Origin of the sequence: Marinomonas mediterranea MMB-1, from assembly GCF_000192865.1 — a bacterium.
Lineage (GTDB): Bacteria > Pseudomonadota > Gammaproteobacteria > Pseudomonadales > Marinomonadaceae > Marinomonas > Marinomonas mediterranea.
This window is the reverse complement of the sequence record NC_015276.1, coordinates 1939088-1957801: the sequence shown is the minus strand read 5'-3', so window position 1 is coordinate 1957801 and position 18714 is coordinate 1939088. Positions and strand designations below refer to the sequence as shown.

Sequence of the window (18714 nt, the reverse complement as noted above, 5' to 3'; positions counted from 1 at the left end):
ATTTACAGACTATTCATTATCCGCTGTAAATAACTCAGATGCATGCTTATCCATCATTTCTATTGCAAGACCACCGCCTCTGGCGACACAAGTCAACGGATCGTCAGCAACAATAACAGGCAACCCTGTTTCCTCACTGATTAAACGATCGATCTCACGTAACAACGCACCACCACCGGTCAATACTAGACCTGTTTCACCAATATCAGCAGCAAGCTCTGGAGGAGACTGTTCAAGCACACCTTTGACCGCTTGAACAATTTGCGCCAATGGCTCTTGCAGCGCATCCAGTATTTCCGTGCTTCGCAATGTAAACGAGCGAGGAATACCTTCGGCAAGATTTCGACCACGAACGTCGATTTGAAGCTCCTCTCCCGTATGGTATGCCATGCCAATCTCAGTTTTTATACGCTCTGCCGTAGCATCACCAATCAAACTACCATACTGACGTCGCACATACGTTGTAATCGCTTCATCAAATCGGTCACCACCGACTCGAATAGACTCGCGAGTAACAATGCCGTTAAGAGAGATAATTGCAATTTCCGTGGTACCACCGCCGATATCAATAACCATTGAGCCAGACGCTTCAGCAACAGGTAGCCCTGCCCCGATCGCCGCAGCCATTGGCTCTTCAATAATATACACTTCCCTTGCACCTGCACCCAACGCGGATTCTTTAATGGCTCTTCGTTCAACCTGAGTCGACTTACAAGGCACACACACCAATACGCGAGGGCTTGGTTTTAATAAGCTATTTTCGTGCACTTTAGAAATAAAGTACTGCAACATTTTTTCGGTAACATGAAAATCTGCGATGACACCATCCTTCATAGGGCGAATCGCTGTAATATTGCCCGGTGTACGACCCAACATACGTTTGGCGTCTACACCTACTGAGGCTACCGTTTTCTGATTTCCATTGTGACGAATCGCAACCACTGAGGGTTCGTCAAGCACAATACCGCGATCGCGTACATAGATAAGGGTATTTGCCGTTCCTAGATCAATCGACAAATCGCTTGAGAACATTCCCCTGATTTTCTTAAACATGAATTCCTACACCCTGAACAAAAAAACGATATGAACAGCGACAAAATGTACCAACCAGCGGTCATTTGAGCAAGGTGATTCCACTATGATTACGTAATAAATGTGTTCTATTTCTTTGTTTATTCGATTTTTTTTGTTTCTTGGGATTAATAACCAGTTTTTCATTACTAGATCTTTCTCGTATACGCAGATGCGGATACAATAAAAAGTATTTTTCAAACGTAAAATAAATTAGGTGGATCATGTCCCTAGAGAAACAAGACGTGCAAAAGATTGCACATCTGGCGCGCTTATCACTTAGCGATCAGGATGCAGAAGAATATCAGCACTCATTATCCAGCGTGCTTGATTTAGTAGAACAAATGCAGTCAGTCGATACAGATGGAGTTGAACCCCTTTCTAATCCACTAGAGGCGACCCAAAGACTGCGTGAAGACGTCGTGACTGAACAAGATCGTCGAGAGGCATTTTTATCCAACGCCCCTCAGACTGAGTCTGGCTTATTTCTAGTACCGCAAGTTATCGACTAATTAGAGTACCTATAAATGATTGATCAAAACATCCGATCTCTCGCGCAGAAACTGCGCAAAAAAGAGCTTTCAAGCGTTGAGTTAACGCAAGACTACCTAAAACGCATCAACGAAATTGATCCGCAGTTCAACAGCTTTATTACGGTCACCGATGAGCTAGCATTGGCGCAAGCACAAGCCGCAGACAACGCAATTGCAAACGGAGAGACCTCTCCGCTGACTGGCATTCCTGTTGCCCACAAAGACCTATTTTGTACCGAAGGCGTACTTACAACATGCGCCTCAAAAATTCTCCATAATTTTGTACCTCCATATGAGTCGACTGTCACCGCACGCATTAAAGCAGCTGGCGCCGTCGCACTAGGAAAAACAAATATGGACGAGTTTGCAATGGGCTCATCCAATGAAAACAGCTACTTTGGCGCAGTAAAAAACCCTTGGAATATCAATACTGTTCCCGGAGGTTCTTCTGGCGGCTCCGCAGCAGCTGTTGCAGCAGGACTCTGTGTTGCCGCGACAGGCACAGATACCGGCGGCTCTATTCGCCAACCTGCGTCATTTTGCGGCATCACCGGCTTAAAACCCACTTACGGCCGAGTCTCTCGCTTTGGCATGATTGCCTATGCATCTAGTCTTGATCAAGCTGGCCCTATGGCACGAAGCGCCGAGGACTGCGCGTACTTATTGCAGTCTTTTGCAGGTTTCGATACAAACGACTCAACCAGCTCCGAGACAGCCACAGAAGGTTATCTTGCGTCCATAGACTCACCATTAGCAGGCTTAAAAATTGGCCTTCCTAAAGAATATTTCGGTGACGGCTTAGACTCTGACGTTGCACAGGTCATCATGGATGCAGTGAAAGAATTTGAAAAATTGGGCGCTACCGTCCAAGAGATCTCACTCCCTAACCTAAACCTTAGCATTCCTTCTTACTACGTCATCGCGCCATCTGAAGCCTCTTCAAACCTTTCCCGCTTCGACGGTGTTCGATACGGGCACCGCTGTGAAGACCCTAAAGACCTGCTTGATATGTATATGCGCACTCGCTCCGAAGGGTTCGGTAAAGAAGTACAAAAGCGCATCATGGTTGGCACCTATGCACTGTCTGAAGGTTACTACGACGCCTATTACGTAAAAGCTCAGCGCATACGCCGACTTATCAAAGAAGACTTTGTTAAAGCCTATCAAGAAGTCGATGTTATTATGGGGCCCGTAGCACCAACGACCGCCTTTGGCCTAGGTGAAAAAACAACAGACCCAGTAGCAATGTATCTGGAAGATATTTATACATTATCGGTCAACCTTGCTGGCATCCCAGCCATGTCTGTTCCTGCAGGCTTCAGCAACGGCATGCCAGTTGGCCTACAAATCATGGGCAATTATTTTGACGAAGCCAAACTACTTAACGTCGCACACAAATTCCAGCAAGCGACTGACTGGCACACTCAAACCCCTAGCTTAGTAAAAGGAGCCTAAACATGAACTGGGAAGTCGTAATCGGCCTAGAGATTCATGCTCAATTGGCGACAAAATCGAAACTATTCTCTGGCGCCGCGACCAGCTTTGGCGCCGAGCCAAACACCAACACAACACTCGTTGACCTAGGAATGCCTGGTGCACTACCGGTCTTCAACAAAGAAGCATTACGCATGGCAGTTATGTTTGGTCATGCTGTAGACGCAGAAATCGGCATGACATCGGTCTTTGCACGTAAAAACTACTTCTACCCAGACTTGCCGAAAGGCTACCAGACAAGCCAAATGGATCATCCTATTGTCGGCCCTGGACACCTAGACGTAACACTTGAAGACGGAACAGTAACGCGAGTAGGCATCACACGCGCCCACTTAGAAGAAGATGCAGGAAAATCACTACACGAAGATTTCCACGGCATGACAGGTATCGACCTCAACCGCTCAAGCACACCGTTACTAGAAATCGTCTCAGAGCCAGACATTAGATCTGCCAAAGAAGCCGTCGCCTATGTAAAAATGATTCACTCAATTGTTACTTACCTTGGGATTTGTGACGGAAACATGGCGGAGGGCTCTATGCGCTGCGACGTCAACCTTTCCCTTCGTCCCAAAGGACAAGAAGAGTTTGGTACGCGAACGGAAATCAAAAATGTAAACTCATTCCGTTTCATTGAAAAAGCAATTTACTGCGAAATCGAGCGCCAAATGGACATTCTCGAAGATGGCGGAAAAATCGTACAAGAAACGCGCCTCTACGATCCAGATAAAGACGAAACCCGAAGCATGCGAAGCAAGGAAGACGCTAACGATTATCGCTACTTCCCCTGCCCAGACCTACTCCCTATCGTGCTTGACGATGAGTATGTTGAGGAAATTAGAGCCAATTTACCTGAGCTGCCTACACAAAAAGCGAAACGTTTCGAAGCAGAATACGCACTTAGCGAATACGATGCAGGCGTTTTATCCAGCTCACGCGCAATGGCAGACTACTTTGAAGACGCAGCGAAAACCGCTAAAAACTCAAAGTTGGCAGCCAACTGGGTAATGGGCGAAGTGAGTAAGTTCCTTAACCAGGAAAACCTAGACATTACAGAGAGCCCAGTTTCCGCGCAAGCATTAGGACAACTATTGAGCCGTATAGAAGACAACACAATCAACGGTAAAACGGCGAAAGACGTATTCCAAAGCATGTGGCAAGGCGAAGGCTCAGCAGATGAAATTATTGAGAAAAAAGGCCTTAAACAAGTAACAGATACTGGCGCAATAGAAACCCTAATTCAAAGCGTTATTGATGCAAACCCAGCTCAAGTAGAGCAATTCAAAGCATCAGAACCTGACAAGCAGAAAAAAATGATCGGTTTCTTTATGGGACAAGTCATGAAAGCTTCTCAAGGCAAAGCCAATCCTGGACTGGTTACCCCAATCCTAAATAAGTTACTAAACAACTAGAAAAACAAAAAAAGCGCACCTTTAAAACTGGGTGCGCTTTCTATTAAAACCGCAGCGGTCTAATAAAACCAAATAAGCAATAAACTCAAAAAACCTACTCTTCTGAAAGAACAATCCGATCCCTTCCAGTACGTTTTGCATCATATAGATAGTTATCAGCTAAATTCACAGCCTCTCCCAACGTGGATTGCTGCTCCGAGCAAACACCAATACTACAAGTAACAGAGACCTCAGCAGTTGTGAACGTACGCCCTCGAACAAGATCCATAAATTCATCCAACTTTCCAACAACCTCATCGACAGACAACGCTGATATCAAACAAAACTCTTCACCACCAAACCGAGCAATCAATGCATCATTAAAAACATCGATCAAAAGAGAGGAAAATTCCTTTAAAAGCTCATCTCCGACAAAATGGCCGTAGGTGTCGTTTACCTTTTTAAAGAAATCCAGATCCAATACAGCAGCTACCGCTCCCTTTTGATAGAGAGCTTCACCCTCTTCAAACAGATAACGCCGGTTATATAGCTTGGTCAACGGATCTAAGTTCGCCAAATCACGAATGGTCTCAAGCATCTCCTGAGACTCCAGGTTACTAATAACGCGACAATGAAACTCTTCATGGTAAAACGGCTTCTTTAAGAAGTCGTTGGCACCCGATTTAATAAACTTAGCAGATAAAGACGTATCACCTTCGGCAGACAGACCAATAATAACCAAATCTTGAAACCGTATATTACGTCGAAGCATTCGAACCAAATCGTAGCCATTTACAACCGGCATATTATGGTCCGTTATCAACATTTTTATTTCACTGTCAGCTTCAAGTTTGGCCAGCGCTTCTTGACCATCGTTTGCCTCAATCACGTTAAAACGGTATTGCTCTAACAAAATTTTAATAAACAAACGACTCGTCGAAGAGTCTTCGGCGACGAGCACTTTTATATCTTGATTTTTTTTGAGTCGATTAACCACTTTCATCACATGATTAAACGAATAGCGAGACTCTTTGGTAACGTAATCAAGAACACCTTTATTTAGAAGGCCAACACGCAGGCTGTCATCGAAGTTACCTGTCAGAACAATACAAGGAATCTTTTGCTCTAAAACCAAATCAACAATTTCACCATTCTCAGCATCTGGAAGGTTTAGATCCACTATCGAAGCGAAGAACGACTCACCTTCAGCAAGTTTCTCCTCTGCTTCTTTGTAACAGGAGCACAGAACAGGTTCAAACTCTTGAGATTGACTAACAAGGTGCTTCAAAACCTTCAGCACGACAGGACTATCTTCAACAACGAGTATACGATATTGCATGTATAAATTAGCTCTCAAATTGGACTAGCATCAATACGTCGAATGTCTTTTTCACCATTCAGTCCTTCGAACAAACAAAATGGTAGCACGATATCATGTAGTAACATAACATAGTGATATATATAAAATTATATTATTTACGGTATAAGTCAAAAACTAGATGAACTGCAGACCGCTATGTGGAGCATGCTGTACAGCCCCCTCCATCTCAAGCCCAATACCAGGAATGCCAGAAGGAAAGCCTGCGGGCATGCCTTGTATTCATCTCTTGAACGATCGTCGCTGCGCGATTTTTAGCGACCCTTCGAGACCAAAAGTATGCAGTGACTTCTTACCTGCAGAATATGTATGCGGTAACACAAGGGAAGAAGCTATAACCATCCTAACCGATTTGGAAAATGAAACCACCCCATTCCCAAAATACAGTCTAGAATCAAATGAATAATACGCCTCAAAGGAGTTATAAATGACGTCCAGAGTTCAGCAGCTTGCAGTAATAGCAATTACCAGCGCCTTATTAAGCGCCTGCTCGTCTTCACCTCAACCCAAAACCAGCACCGCAAAAAACTTTGTCGTTGTTCCGCCAACTGAGGATCAAATTGAGGCGAGCGTCAAAGATCAATTGGCAATAATGCTAGAGGCATTCACCCCTATCGCTGGTCAAGCACTGCCGAACAACACCGTTTTCGAGGCTTACAAAGACCGAGAGTTCAATCCAATATGGATCGAAAACAACCAACTCAACATGTCGATCTATAAACTTATTGATATATTGGAAAAAGCGAACACGCATGGCCTAAACCCAATCCATTATCATGCAGACACGCTAAAAGAATATCTAAATATTAACACGCCATCACAACAACAACTTGCCGAGATAGATGTTATCGCAACCATCGCCTTGTCGAGCTACGCGCACGATCTATCTAATGGACGATATGAGCCTCTACTTATTGACCCGAACTGGCAGCTAGATGCTCCAAGCGAAGACTGGAAAAACATTCTTTGGTTAAGCTCAGCAACCGATATGGTGAATTCGCTACCATTATTGGCACCTCGCCACCCTCACTATCAAATTCTACAAAAATGGCTGGTTTACTATCAGGAGCTTGCAGATAAAGAGCCCGACATAAAGGTAAATGTAGGTGTTCCTTTAACATTAGGCGATGAAGGCCCTCGCGTTGCCCAACTTCGAGCAAGGCTCATTCAGTTGGGCGACATTCGATTTTCAACCAGAAAAGTAAATGAAGATCAGTTCGATGAACGATTAAAAGACGCCTTAATCAATTTCCAACGTCGCCACCATTTAACAGCCGACGGCGCCGCAGGATCAAAAACAATACAAACACTGAACATCCCACTTAAAGAGCGAGTCAAACAGATCAATTACAACCTCGAACGATGGAGATGGCTTCCAAGTCGATTGGAAGCAGATCGAATTTGGGTTGATTTAACGGACTATAAAGTACACACACACCTAAATGGTGAAACACAGTCAATGCGCGTCGTCATTGGTAAACCGGCCCGTAAGACCCCTGTATTTTATGGCAAAATGACTTACATGGTCACCAACCCCACTTGGCGCGTACCCCATAGAATTGCTCGCGAAAACCTACTCCCCAAAATAAAAGAGAACCCTGATTACCTTGCAAAACATGGTTATAAGGTTTTTGCGAACTGGAGCGCTAGCGCCAAACAACTAGACCCAACAACCATAAACTGGAAAGCCATTGACCAATCAAAACTAAGCTACCGCTTCGAACAAAATGCAGACGATGGCAACGCTCTAGGACTGTACAAGTTTATGTTCCCAAACAAGAACGACATCTACTTGCACGACACACCTGCCAAGCATCTCTTTAAAGAAGTCGATAGAGCCTACAGCTCGGGCTGCGTAAGACTAGAACATCCAGATGAGTTCGCAGAACTCCTTCTAGAAGGTTCTGATAGTGAAGATAAGATGAATGAAGCAATGAACAGTGGTGAAACAAAAGTGATCACCTTGCCACAATACCTACCCGTTTACTTGGTATATTTCACCGTCGTTCCAAATGACAACGGGATGCCTGAATTCAGAAATGATGTTTATAAAAGGGATAAATTAATGGAAGAAGCAATGGGGTACGCACCTTTTAGCCCATCAGACTCTATTTGATACATACTTATCATCAGATACCCGTTATACAACTGTATAGCGGGTATCTATCATAGATAGCAACCTATGCACGCACCATGACACAGACAGTAACTTCCTCTCTATCGTGGTACAAGTGCTTTGCTTGCATCTCAAACACCAATCCCGCGTCATCAAGTGTTCTAGAAATCTCTTCCAAACAAAGCGATACCTCTTGATGCCTCTTTTTCATCGGCAGCTTAAGGTTGAAGATAGCACGTTTTGTCCAGCCCTCAACCAACCATTTCGACATTAGCTTCGCCACCATGATAGGCCTCTCGACCATATCACATACCATCCAATCAACCGGCTTTTCAGGCTGAAACTTAAACCCATCCACTTTCTGGTGATCAACAAGTCCAGTTGCCATCAACTCTTTCTGCATTGGGCCGTTGTCGACAGAAATGGTAAATATACCGCGTTTAACAAATTGGTAGCTCCAACCACCTGGAGCAGCCCCTAAATCAACCGCCACCATTCCTTCATTCAAGTCTCTGTCCAGTGTTTTTTCAGGAACAAACTGCAACATCGCCTCCTCCAACTTTAACGTAGAGCGACTCGGCCCTGCTGAAGGAAAACGTAACCTGCGAATCCCCATGGGGAAGTCAGAGCGACATTCTGAGAACGACACACCAAGGTAGGCTTTGTCGCCCTCCATAAAAAACGCGTGATGCCTAACCCCTACTGCTTTTTTTCTCAGCAGCCCCGCTCTTTTCCAAGCTTGCCTTAGTGGCTTATCAATTTTTTTTGTTAATGCAGAAAGCGCCTTTCCATCATTTGTATCTGCAACTTCTAACCACAATTCTTCCGCTAAAGGTAAAGATTTTGCAGACTCTAAAAACGACTCCACCCTAGAACCGGATGCAAATTCAATAAGGTCGGTCACGGCAATAAGCTGTCGAGCAAACACAACTTCATTAAAAGACAGGGATTTGATGACTTTTTCAGCATCACCTTGATTTGCTCCATTAAAAACAACGTAACCGTCACTCTCGCGAGCCTGACAATAGCCATAGACGCCAGCATTTTCAGCAACCTCTTGTAACTCTGCCGCACAGTCTTTTTCAAATCCTATTCGACAATAGGCAAGTATATTTTTCATTAATGCTGTCTTCTTTCGTTTTTAATCCAATTTACGAGCGCCGAAAACATTCAACGCACTCGATGAGTAAAACAATTTGCTAGAGGACCCTAGGCTTATGGCCTGCTTCTTTTGGCCAACTCAATTCGCTTTCATTTAAAGTATCCGTTATTGCGTTTACTACAGCATCACTAAAATACTCGCCACGTGAGGGTAACACAGAAAAGTCATACGCAAGCTGATCAAGTTCAAACGCTAATTTGTATGCATGTAAATAACCACGATCAGACCGACCACCGCCATATCGCTCATCACCTAATATAGGCGAGCCAACACTTTTTAAAGCGACTCTAATTTGATGCGTTCTACCTGTAAGAGGCCGCAAATAGAAAAGCCGTTTCCCTTCAACAAAACAAGAATGAAATTGAGTAATCGCCATCTTCCCTTCGCCTGAAAGCTTCCATTGACCTTTTCTACTCGGAGCCATTTTCCCTTTAACAGTACCCTGCTTTTTTCTCGGTTTTTTATTCGATATAGCCAGATACCGCTTTTCGACTTTTGTTTCCATGAACAACTTCGTCAATTTTGCTGCCATCACTTTATTACAGGCGACAAGCAAAAGACCCGAAGTTAACTTATCCAACCTATGCACAGGGAAAAAAGATTCATTAGGGAAAGCGCAACATAAGCGCTGGAAAAAACCGATGCCAGATTCACTATGAAAACTTTCATTAGCTGGCTTTACAACGACCCAAAAGTCGGCAGACTGGTACAAAACAGATATCATAAAAGATCTTTTTAGGCGTGAAAGTAAGCGGACGGCCCAACCACGCGGTTCCGACCATTATCTTTGGCTTGATACAGCGCCTTGTCCGCTTGTGTGATGATTTCTTCGTACCGAGAGGTATCAGAATCAAGCGATGCGACGCCAATACTGATGGTAACCGGAATCACAATGCCATTTGGCGTAGATATCTCCAAAGACTCAATAACCTCTCTTAGGTGCTCCATTTCACTCGTTGCGTCATTTAGATTGGTCGAAGGCATGACAAAAATAAATTCCTCACCACCATATCGCCCCACCTTAACCTCACTTGGCAGCTGACGAAGCATTTCACTTGCGACGGCCTTTAGCACCGTATCGCCAGCATCGTGACCATAGGTATCATTTATTCGTTTAAAGTGATCTAAATCCGCGATTGCCATAGCGCATGGCTCGTAATTTATAATCGAGTCTGCAAAAACATTTACTGCATCCGCCAACACTTTACGACGATTAGACAGACCAGTTAGCTCATCCTTTTCAGCTAAATCTTGAAGTGATTTATTTAATGTTCTCAAGCGCCCCACAACATGATTGGTCACAATAGCAACCACACCAATTGCAACAACAAACGAAAGAATTGAGAACAAAGGTTGCTGGCCTTCCAACAAATAAGGACCAAATTGCGCTCCGAGCGTTTCACACAGAAAGAATAAAAATACCGCTAGTGTAAAGAGGCTGATTTGCATCATCCATTGAGCACTTCGAAACGCAGTAAACGTGTAAGCACCGACTGTCGCCAACATCCAATGAAAGTGGCTATCTGCGCCATAGAAAAACAAACAGGAAAACGCAATGAAAAACATTGCCAAAAACGGTAGCACCAATTGGGTAATATGAAGCAAACCCTTAGCGGTTACCCATAGACCAAGCAACGAGATAGTCAGGCCAACAAAATTAAAAAAGGCGATAGTTGACACACCTACCCACGCGAACGCTACGAATAAAACAAAGCAGACTAATCCACACAACAAACACGCTAAATTAACCGCCTGTCGTTGACTTAACTCGATACCCGTTTCATGCTCGCTTCCAATGCTTAGCAGTTGTTCTAAATAAGTTGGAATTCTTGTTAGCACTAATGTTTATTCCGTTTTCGGACGTTATTTGATCACATGGATACGTTAAGATGCATGCTAATGAGATACAGGCCCGCATTTTAACTAATTTACAACGCTTTTCCCATAGACAGTTCTAACTTACTTCGTCTACAGGGCACGATGCCATTGCCATTTTTTCTGACTAACAGCGACAACACAAACGCTTCGATTCAAACCTTCACCTACAACAGTGCTTAAGGAAGGTGCGAATAAGTCTTCCTGAAACACATACTTCTGTTACCCACTCTCAATACATTAGACAATAACATGCATTTTCAATACTGACCAAGGAGACAAATATCTCAAAATTACGTATCCTTGCATCAAAATTTTAAATAGCTTGGCATGCTATTTGATACTAATCGGGAAAATACAGGAAAAAACGACCTAATTAACCGATCGGTCAAAAAAAATAACAACTATCGAGCACCAATTTGATCCGGAGAGCATCCTGAATCGAACCAAAAAAGTGCCACTAACTACAGTTTAAATCACTCTCGCGCCCGTAAATCGGGCGTCGTGAGCACAGTTTAGTCTACGGTGATCTACATTGAATAAGACATTAACACCACGTTTAGAACTACTAAACATCACCAAGCAATATCCGGGATGTCTCGCAAATGACGATATCTCAATGCGACTATCTCCAGGAGAGATTCACGCATTGTTGGGTGAAAATGGCGCAGGCAAAAGTACACTGGTTAAAAGCATCTATGGTGTTGTTTCACCTAACTCCGGGCAATTCCTCTGGAACGGGAAAGAGGTTGAAATAAAATCCCCTTCCAACGCACGAGAGTTGGGCATTGGCATGGTGTTCCAACATTTCTCTTTATTTGAAACCCTAACCGTCAGTCAAAACATAGAACTTTGTTTAAGTAAGGCACAACTGGAAGCGATCGGCAGTCTAGCGGAAAAAATAACGGAATTATCGACGGCATATGGACTCAATGTCGACCCAGAGCGCTTAGTACACACACTCTCCATTGGCGAAAGGCAACGTGTCGAAATAATGCGCTGCCTGGTTCAAGATGTTAAGTTGCTTATCTTGGACGAACCAACGTCTGTTCTAACGCCTCAAGAAGTATCAGGGCTTTTTAATGTGCTAAGAACCTTATCATCACAAGGCTGCTGCATTTTATTCATAAGCCACAAACTCCACGAAGTGACTGAAATTTGCCACAGCGCGACCATATTGCGCGGCGGCAAAGTCATCGATACGTGTGACCCCCGTGTAGAGACACCTGCCACCATCGCAAAAATGATGGTAGGAGACCTTGCAGAACAAGACGCTGGTTATTCGAAAAAGACGGGGACCGAGAACCTATTGAGCGTTAGCTCATTGTCACAAGACAGCAGCCAACCTTTTGGAACAAGCCTTAAACAGATCTCTTTTGAACTGAAAAAAGGTGAAATTTTAGGAATAGCGGGCGTCGCAGGCAACGGGCAGGATGAACTCATGGCCGCTGTGAGCGGAGAAGACAACCGTAAGCTTAAAAATACATTATGGCTAGATGGGGACGACATCAGTACGTTAGGCGCTGCCGCTAGACGAGAGCGCGGCATGGCGTACGTACCGGAAGAACGTCTCGGAAGAGGCGCTGTTCCTGACATGAGTTTAAGTGAAAATACCTTACTTACTCACAAAGAAGGCTTTGTCAAAAACGGTTGGGTAAGTTGGAATGCTGTGAAACACTACGCAAAGTCCATCATTGAGCAATATAAAGTGAAATGTCACGGTGAATTTTCGGAAGCAAAAAGCCTCAGCGGCGGTAACCTTCAGAAATTTATCATGGGGCGTGAAATAGGACAAAAACCAAAAGTACTTATTTGCGCTCACCCAACATGGGGAGTGGATGTCGGTGCTGCACTGGCCATTCATCAGGCCCTCCTAGCATTGCGCGACCAAGGAGCTGCAATTTTGCTAATTTCAGAAGATATTGATGAGTTATTTCTTCTCGCTGATCGCATGGCTGCTCTGTGTGACGGCCACTTATCGCCTGTCGTTAAAACCGAAGAAACAACCATTGATCAAATTGGACAATGGATGGCAGGCACTTTTATTACGCCAGAAACGTCAAACAACCATCAGGAGACGGCAGCGTGATTCAAGTTCAAGCCAGAACCGATAGCAGCACCTTGATGCAATTTGCTTCACCAATATTGGCCATACTCTTAACTCTTATATTTGGTTCAATTCTGTTTGTTGCGCTAGATAAAGACCCACTACAAGCGTTACACGTATTGCTAATCATGCCGCTAAGCGACGCTTACAATGTTGGCGAGATGCTCGTTAAAATGGGCCCTTTGCTATTGTGCGCCGTTGGGTTGTCACTTTGCTATCGCGCTAACCTTTGGAACATTGGGGCTGAAGGACAACTTTTAGCAGGCGCATTAGGCGGAAGCGCAGTTGGTTTGATGTTTGTTGATTCAGACTCTTCGCTAGCACTCCCAATAACATTAGTTGCTGGCATTTTATCTGGTATGTTTTGGGCAGCGCTACCAACCTACCTAAAAATAAAGTTCAACTCCAACCTCATCCTCACAACCATAATGTTTAACTATATTGGTCTATATCTTCTCGTATGGGCGGTCCACGGCCCTTTAAGAGACCCTGATGGATTTGGTTTTCCTGAATCGGCGATGTTTTCCGATGCGACATTACTGCCCACATTGGTTGAAAGTGGACGCGCGCACTGGGGCGTCATTGCTGCCATTCTATCTGGCATCGTCGCTTGGTTAATCATGTCTCGCACACATTTAGGGTTCCAAATTCGAGTCTTTGGTTCTGATGCCCCTGCTGCCAAATACGCGGGGTTCTCAAGCAACAAGATCACTTGGTTTGTCATGCTATTTGCAGGCGCATTAGCTGGTCTAGCGGGCGTCTCTGAGGTCATAGGCCCTATTGGCCAGCTTGTACCTGTTGTATCACCCGGATATGGCTACGCAGCTATCATCGTCGCGTATCTCGGTAGGCTGCACCCAATAGGTGCGATAGCCGCCTCCATCTTTCTCGCTGTGCTGTATATGGGAGGCGATCTCGCTCAGATAGAAATGTCTATTCCCACAGCGGTTGTAGGTATGTTTCAGGGCATTTTATTATTCTTTTTGCTTGCGTGTGATTTCTTTATTCGCTATCGCATTGTTCTAAGTAAAGACGCTAACGCATAGGAAAGCTGATGGACATCGACTTAATTACCCAAATACTCTTTGCAACAATCAAAACAGGCACGCCACTGTTGTTTATCGCGTTAGGCGAAGTTATCTGTGAAAAATCAGGCGTTTTAAACCTAGGTCAGGAAGGCATGATGCTCATGGGCGCAGTTGTTGGTTTCATGTGCGCCTTAGCAACCGGAAACCTTGGCTTCGCCATCTTTGCGTCGATGGCAATGGGAGCAGCGATGAGCCTGATTTTCGGCTTCTTAGTGTTGCATTTAGGCGCCAATCAAGTCGCGACTGGATTGGCGTTGACGATTTTTGGCACCGGCTTAAGTGCATTTATAGGATCAGGTGTTGTAGGCCAAACACTTCAAGGCTTTCAGCCTATTATTATTCCTGTTTTGTCAGATATCCCCGTGATAGGAAAGATCCTATTTACGCACGATCTTTTGGTCTACCTCTCGTTTATTATTGCTGCTGTTCTTGCTTTTGTAGCAAATAAAACACGCTTAGGACTGACTCTACGCGCAGTTGGAGAAAATCCTCATGCCGCAAATGCGATCGGCATCAAAGTACTGAGAGTACGTTACCTCGCTATCATGTTCGGTGGTGCGATGGCAGGTCTCGCAGGTGCTTACATGTCGTTATCCTATACACCAATGTGGGTAGAAAATATGACATCTGGCCGCGGTTGGATTGCCCTCGCCTTGGTCGTGTTTGCTTCATGGAGAATCGGAAACATTATGCTTGGCGCTTACCTCTTTGGTTTGGCAAGCATTATGCACCTTGTTCTACAAGGAATGGGTTGGACAATATCCCCCAACCTACTCGCCATGCTGCCGTACATCGCAACCGTCGTAGTCATGGTCATAATCAGCGCCGATCAGTTTAAAGAAAAGCTGTTGGCACCTAGATCGTTGGGCAAACCGTTTGACCCAAGACAAATGGCATAAAAACACGAAATTAACGTTAAACAATTGATTTAAAGTAAAAAGCCAATCGGCACAAGAGGAGTAAAAAATGAAACTTAAAAGCTTACTTGTGGGTGTAGGGTTACTAGCTGGACTAGGAACCGCACATGCAGAAGATCCCTTTAAAGTCGGATTCGTATACGTCGGCCCTGTTGGCGACTTAGGTTGGAGCTATGAGCACGATCGTGGTCGTCAAGAGATGGAAAAATACTTCGATGGCAAGGTTGAAACCACCTATGTTGAAAATGTTCCAGAAGGGGCTGATGCAGAGCGCGTTATTACGCAATTGGCGAAGTCTGGGAACGACCTAATATTCACAACGTCATTTGGTTACATGAACCCGACCTTAAAAGTGGCAAAGCGTTTTCCTAAAACAACCTTTGAACACGCGACAGGTTACAAGCGCGCTAAAAACATGGGAACCTATGTTTTACGCACGTACGAAGGGCGCTATGTATCCGGTGTCGCTGCAGGATTGCTAACTAAAACCAATACGATCGGCTATATCGGCTCTTTCCCTATTCCCGAAGTTATCCGTGACATCGATGCGACTTATATGGCCGCTAAGAGCGTCAATCCTGATGTAAAAATCAAGATCGTGTGGGTAAACTCTTGGTATGATCCAGGTAAGGAAACCGATGCGGCAAATGCACTAATGGACCAAGGCGTCGACGTTATGTTGCAACATACTGATAGTCCCGCCCCATTAATTGCGGCAGAAAAACGCGGCATCCGCGCCATTGGACAAGCATCTGACCAAAGCTCATTTGCACCAAATGCACATGTCTTCTCCGTACGCGATGATTGGGCTCCTTACTACATCAAAACAACGAAAGCGGTGATGGACGGAACGTATAAGCCAACTGACTTTTGGGGTGGATTCCAAGACGATATGCTGTCTCTAGCATCGATCAATGACAACCTACCAAAAGAGGTTCGCGCCAAGATCGACGAAACATTCGAGAAAATTGATTCTGGCGAATTCCATCCGTTCACAGGCCCAATTACAGATAACAAAGGCAACCTTGTCGTCCCAGCTGGTCACACACTAACGGACGTCGAGCTAGCTCAAGTTAATTGGTATGTTGAAGGTATTGCTGACGAAGTACCACGTTAATTCTGCTTGGTAATTATTCGATTAATTAACATTGGGTTGGCTGTCACAGACGCCAACCCAATAGACAGGCAGAAAAAATAGTAAAAAGCCACTTTGGTGGCTTTTTACTATACATCAATTAAATACTAGACTCTTTTATAAAATAGCATCGTCTATATAGCGTTTCTGTTTCGGCTATTTTCTAAAACAGTTTTAACAATAAAATTGAGAATTAAGATGAATACAGACTGGATTCAAGAGGCAGCAAGACTTGAAGCATCAGGTATCGACTTCATCATGGTATCGGTACTCAATATTAAAGGATCTACGCCACGCGAAGTTGGTGCGAAAATGCTCGTGAGTCAGCATGGTTTATTTGGCACGATTGGAGGTGGGCACCTTGAATACAAAGCCATTGAGCATGCGCGAGCGCAACTTTCAAGCAATATAGAGGGAATCACAACCGAAGATTTTCCACTTGGCGCGACATTGGGACAATGTTGTGGCGGTTTTGTGACCGTTCTCTATGAGAGTGCTATACATAGCGTTCGCCATATCGCCATTTATGGTGCTGGCCATGTTGGAAAAGCCGTTGTTCACTGCCTAGGCAACATACCAGCACGCATCAGCTGGGTAGACAGTAGGGAAAACGAGTACCCTACAGAGGTTCCAACCAACACCACGAAAAGACTGTATGACCTTCCCGTCGATTCCGTAGCAGACATGCCGAAAGACACTTATTTCTTAATTCTAACGCACAATCATCAACTGGATTTAGAACTGGTCGAAACCATTCTAAAAAGGAACGACGCCAAATTTTTGGGCGTAATTGGATCCAAAACCAAAAGTGCTCGTTTTAAACACCGACTTAAAGCTAAAGGCTTTAGCAATCAACAAATTAATACAATGCAATGCCCCGTCGGCGACCCAGATATTATCTCTAAACAGCCCGGGGAAATAGCGATATCCATAGCCGCTAGCATTTTGAAGGTGCCCTTTAGATCAGAGAAAAGCACCACTAAACAATCAAAAGATACAACTAAACAAGACTTATCTAACATTCAAACGGAGGCCAACTCATGACGACCACCGACACGCTTCTCAATCTTGCGTACCAAATGCCAAAAACCGAGCTTCACCTTCACATCGAAGGCACATTCGAACCAGAGCTTATGTTCGCTATCGCCAAACGCAACAACATCCCCTTCAAATACGACTCAGTAGATGCTTTGAAATCCGCATACCAATTTGAAAACCTTCAGGACTTTCTCGATCTATATTACCAAGGCATGTCTGTTCTCTTAAAAGAGCAAGATTTCTATGATCTAACCATGGCGTATCTTAAACGCGTTCACCAAGACAATGTCGTCCATGTAGAAATATTCTTTGATCCTCAGGGGCACACTTCTCGTGGCATATCGTTTGAGACGCAAATCAATGGTATCTATCGCGCCTTGAAAGATGGCGAACAACAGCTTGGCATTACCTTTAAACTCATTATGTCATTTTTGCGCCATTTATCTGAAAGTAGCGCCTTCGAAACCCTAGAACTTGCTAAGCCCTATTTAGACTGGATAGATGGAGTCGGATTAGACAGCTCTGAAGTGGGCCACCCTCCTCAAAAGTTTGCCAATGTTTTTGCCGAGTGTAAAAAACTGGGGCTTTCCATTACCGCTCATGCTGGAGAGGAAGGACCACCGGAATACGTATGGGAAGCGATAGAAACCATTCAGGTCAATCGAATCGATCACGGCAATAGAGCTCTTGAGGAATCAGATCTCATTGCTGAAATCAAAAAGCGAGGGCTAACTTTAACTGTCTGCCCGCTTTCAAATCTCAAGCTATGCGTCGTCCCCAATATGGACAACCACCCGATCAAGAGCATGCTAAAATTCGGCCTAAACGCGACCGTAAATTCAGATGATCCCGCTTATTTTGGTGGGTATATTAACGACAATTACAAAGCGTTAATTAAAGACAGTGGTATCTCAAAAAATGAGCTGTATACTCTGGCCTGTAATTCTTTCAATGGTAGCTGGCTAAGCAGCGAGCAAAAATCAAGACACTTGAAAACAATAAAAGAGTTGTTTGAATGTGCCTAATCACCCAAGAAAAAGCAGTTATATAATGCCTGACCAGAACATAAACGACTTTTTTGGCCAACCAAGCCAAACACGCTACAACCACACTGTTGACGCTTTAAAAGCAACACAAAGCGTTTTCGCCCTCGCTGATACAGACGGCTGTTTAATTATCCCCATATCAGGAGAGAATATTCTTCCGATCTGGTTAACAAAAGAGCAGGCTGAACATTGGCTAACGGAAGAATACGAAGGCTTTTCTGCACTCGAAATAGAAGCTCAAGCCTGGCTTGAGAAATGGCTACCCGGCATGGCTAACGACCAGTATAAAGTGGGTGTTTGTCCTAATTTGGCGGGCGAATGCATTACGGTTAGTGCAGCGGAGCTTCTTAGCGAATTAGCTTAAAC

The 18714-nt window shown here is 44.4% G+C and carries 17 protein-coding genes; 12 read left to right on the top strand and 5 right to left on the bottom strand.

What is annotated here, in order from left to right; genetic code table 11:
• Nucleotides 1–9 precede the first annotated feature (9 nt).
• Nucleotides 10–1053, bottom strand: a complete 1044-nt coding sequence (locus MARME_RS08900) for a rod shape-determining protein (RefSeq protein ID WP_013660925.1) — start codon at nucleotides 1051–1053, stop codon at nucleotides 10–12.
• 242 nt (nucleotides 1054–1295) lie between these two features.
• On the opposite strand from MARME_RS08900, the gene gatC reads away from it, so the two are divergent.
• Genes gatC through gatB form a run of 3 tightly spaced genes read left to right on the top strand, consistent with a single transcriptional unit; the run spans nucleotide 1296 to nucleotide 4507 of the window.
• On the top strand, nucleotides 1296–1583 hold the full coding sequence (gene gatC / locus MARME_RS08895; protein WP_013660924.1) for an Asp-tRNA(Asn)/Glu-tRNA(Gln) amidotransferase subunit GatC: 288 nt from the start codon (nucleotides 1296–1298) through the stop codon (nucleotides 1581–1583).
• Between the two features lie 15 nt (nucleotides 1584–1598).
• The gene (gene gatA / locus MARME_RS08890) at nucleotides 1599–3059 is read left to right on the top strand and encodes an Asp-tRNA(Asn)/Glu-tRNA(Gln) amidotransferase subunit GatA (RefSeq protein WP_013660923.1); all 1461 of its coding nucleotides are present in this window, start codon (nucleotides 1599–1601) and stop codon (nucleotides 3057–3059) included.
• A gap of 2 nt (nucleotides 3060–3061) precedes the next feature.
• The gene (gatB, locus tag MARME_RS08885) at nucleotides 3062–4507 is read left to right on the top strand and encodes an Asp-tRNA(Asn)/Glu-tRNA(Gln) amidotransferase subunit GatB (RefSeq protein ID WP_013660922.1); all 1446 of its coding nucleotides are present in this window, start codon (nucleotides 3062–3064) and stop codon (nucleotides 4505–4507) included.
• Nucleotides 4508–4601: 94 nt separating this feature from the next.
• Here the strand turns inward: gatB and MARME_RS08880 are convergent, their stop codons facing one another.
• Nucleotides 4602–5825, bottom strand: coding sequence for a response regulator (locus tag MARME_RS08880; protein WP_013660921.1), 1224 nt, complete (start codon nucleotides 5823–5825; stop codon nucleotides 4602–4604).
• Between the two features lie 160 nt (nucleotides 5826–5985).
• Between MARME_RS08880 and MARME_RS21830 the strand changes: the two genes are divergently transcribed.
• Nucleotides 5986–6270 (top strand): YkgJ family cysteine cluster protein, encoded by a 285-nt coding sequence (locus tag MARME_RS21830; protein ID WP_013660920.1) that lies wholly within the window; start codon nucleotides 5986–5988, stop codon nucleotides 6268–6270.
• A 21-nt stretch (nucleotides 6271–6291) separates the two neighbouring features.
• Nucleotides 6292–7980: a L,D-transpeptidase family protein gene (locus tag MARME_RS08875; RefSeq protein WP_013660919.1), complete on the top strand. Its 1689-nt coding sequence runs from the start codon at nucleotides 6292–6294 to the stop codon at nucleotides 7978–7980.
• Between the two features lie 64 nt (nucleotides 7981–8044).
• Here MARME_RS08875 and rlmM read toward each other — a convergent pair whose 3' ends face one another.
• From rlmM to MARME_RS08860, 3 genes are all read right to left on the bottom strand, one after another.
• A complete protein-coding gene (gene rlmM / locus MARME_RS08870; protein WP_013660918.1) occupies nucleotides 8045–9100 on the bottom strand; it encodes a 23S rRNA (cytidine(2498)-2'-O)-methyltransferase RlmM in 1056 nt (351 codons plus the stop codon).
• 79 nt (nucleotides 9101–9179) lie between these two features.
• The gene (locus MARME_RS08865; protein WP_013660917.1) at nucleotides 9180–9866 is read right to left on the bottom strand and encodes a pseudouridine synthase; all 687 of its coding nucleotides are present in this window, start codon (nucleotides 9864–9866) and stop codon (nucleotides 9180–9182) included.
• 11 nt (nucleotides 9867–9877) lie between these two features.
• Nucleotides 9878–10981 carry a GGDEF domain-containing protein gene (locus MARME_RS08860; RefSeq protein WP_013660916.1) on the bottom strand — a complete coding sequence of 368 codons (1104 nt, stop codon included), beginning with the start codon at nucleotides 10979–10981 and terminating at the stop codon, nucleotides 9878–9880.
• Nucleotides 10982–11552: 571 nt separating this feature from the next.
• Here MARME_RS08860 and MARME_RS08855 point away from each other — a divergent pair.
• From MARME_RS08855 to MARME_RS08825, 7 genes are all read left to right on the top strand, one after another.
• Nucleotides 11553–13106, top strand: coding sequence for an ABC transporter ATP-binding protein (locus tag MARME_RS08855; RefSeq protein WP_013660915.1), 1554 nt, complete (start codon nucleotides 11553–11555; stop codon nucleotides 13104–13106).
• Nucleotides 13103–14170: an ABC transporter permease gene (locus MARME_RS08850; protein WP_013660914.1), complete on the top strand. Its 1068-nt coding sequence runs from the start codon at nucleotides 13103–13105 to the stop codon at nucleotides 14168–14170. The genes MARME_RS08855 and MARME_RS08850 overlap by 4 nt, the downstream gene beginning before the upstream one ends.
• Nucleotides 14171–14178: 8 nt before the next feature.
• Nucleotides 14179–15111, top strand: a complete 933-nt coding sequence (locus MARME_RS08845; RefSeq protein ID WP_013660913.1) for an ABC transporter permease — start codon at nucleotides 14179–14181, stop codon at nucleotides 15109–15111.
• 67 nt (nucleotides 15112–15178) lie between these two features.
• Nucleotides 15179–16246, top strand: a complete 1068-nt coding sequence (locus MARME_RS08840; protein ID WP_013660912.1) for a BMP family ABC transporter substrate-binding protein — start codon at nucleotides 15179–15181, stop codon at nucleotides 16244–16246.
• 216 nt (nucleotides 16247–16462) lie between these two features.
• Nucleotides 16463–17308 (top strand): xanthine dehydrogenase accessory protein XdhC, encoded by an 846-nt coding sequence (gene xdhC, locus MARME_RS08835; protein ID WP_013660911.1) that lies wholly within the window; start codon nucleotides 16463–16465, stop codon nucleotides 17306–17308.
• Nucleotides 17305–18327: an adenosine deaminase gene (locus tag MARME_RS08830; RefSeq protein WP_013660910.1), complete on the top strand. Its 1023-nt coding sequence runs from the start codon at nucleotides 17305–17307 to the stop codon at nucleotides 18325–18327. The genes xdhC and MARME_RS08830 overlap by 4 nt, the downstream gene beginning before the upstream one ends.
• A 25-nt stretch (nucleotides 18328–18352) precedes the next feature.
• Nucleotides 18353–18712, top strand: a complete 360-nt coding sequence (locus MARME_RS08825) for a DUF2750 domain-containing protein (RefSeq protein WP_013660909.1) — start codon at nucleotides 18353–18355, stop codon at nucleotides 18710–18712.
• The last annotated feature ends 2 nt before the right edge of the window (nucleotides 18713–18714 follow it).

Coding starts and splice junctions, on each gene's coding strand:
- MARME_RS08845 (WP_013660913.1), top strand. CDS start 14,179: ATGGACATCGACTTAATTACCCAAATACTCTTTGCAACAATCAAAACA.
- MARME_RS08830 (WP_013660910.1), top strand. CDS start 17,305: ATGACGACCACCGACACGCTTCTCAATCTTGCGTACCAAATGCCAAAA.
- gatB (WP_013660922.1), top strand. CDS start 3,062: ATGAACTGGGAAGTCGTAATCGGCCTAGAGATTCATGCTCAATTGGCG.
- rlmM (WP_013660918.1), bottom strand. CDS start 9,100: ATGAAAAATATACTTGCCTATTGTCGAATAGGATTTGAAAAAGACTGT.
- gatC (WP_013660924.1), top strand. CDS start 1,296: ATGTCCCTAGAGAAACAAGACGTGCAAAAGATTGCACATCTGGCGCGC.
- MARME_RS08900 (WP_013660925.1), bottom strand. CDS start 1,053: ATGTTTAAGAAAATCAGGGGAATGTTCTCAAGCGATTTGTCGATTGAT.
- MARME_RS08875 (WP_013660919.1), top strand. CDS start 6,292: ATGACGTCCAGAGTTCAGCAGCTTGCAGTAATAGCAATTACCAGCGCC.
- MARME_RS08840 (WP_013660912.1), top strand. CDS start 15,179: ATGAAACTTAAAAGCTTACTTGTGGGTGTAGGGTTACTAGCTGGACTA.
- MARME_RS08825 (WP_013660909.1), top strand. CDS start 18,353: ATGCCTGACCAGAACATAAACGACTTTTTTGGCCAACCAAGCCAAACA.
- MARME_RS08865 (WP_013660917.1), bottom strand. CDS start 9,866: ATGATATCTGTTTTGTACCAGTCTGCCGACTTTTGGGTCGTTGTAAAG.
- MARME_RS21830 (WP_013660920.1), top strand. CDS start 5,986: ATGAACTGCAGACCGCTATGTGGAGCATGCTGTACAGCCCCCTCCATC.
- gatA (WP_013660923.1), top strand. CDS start 1,599: ATGATTGATCAAAACATCCGATCTCTCGCGCAGAAACTGCGCAAAAAA.
- MARME_RS08880 (WP_013660921.1), bottom strand. CDS start 5,825: ATGCAATATCGTATACTCGTTGTTGAAGATAGTCCTGTCGTGCTGAAG.
- xdhC (WP_013660911.1), top strand. CDS start 16,463: ATGAATACAGACTGGATTCAAGAGGCAGCAAGACTTGAAGCATCAGGT.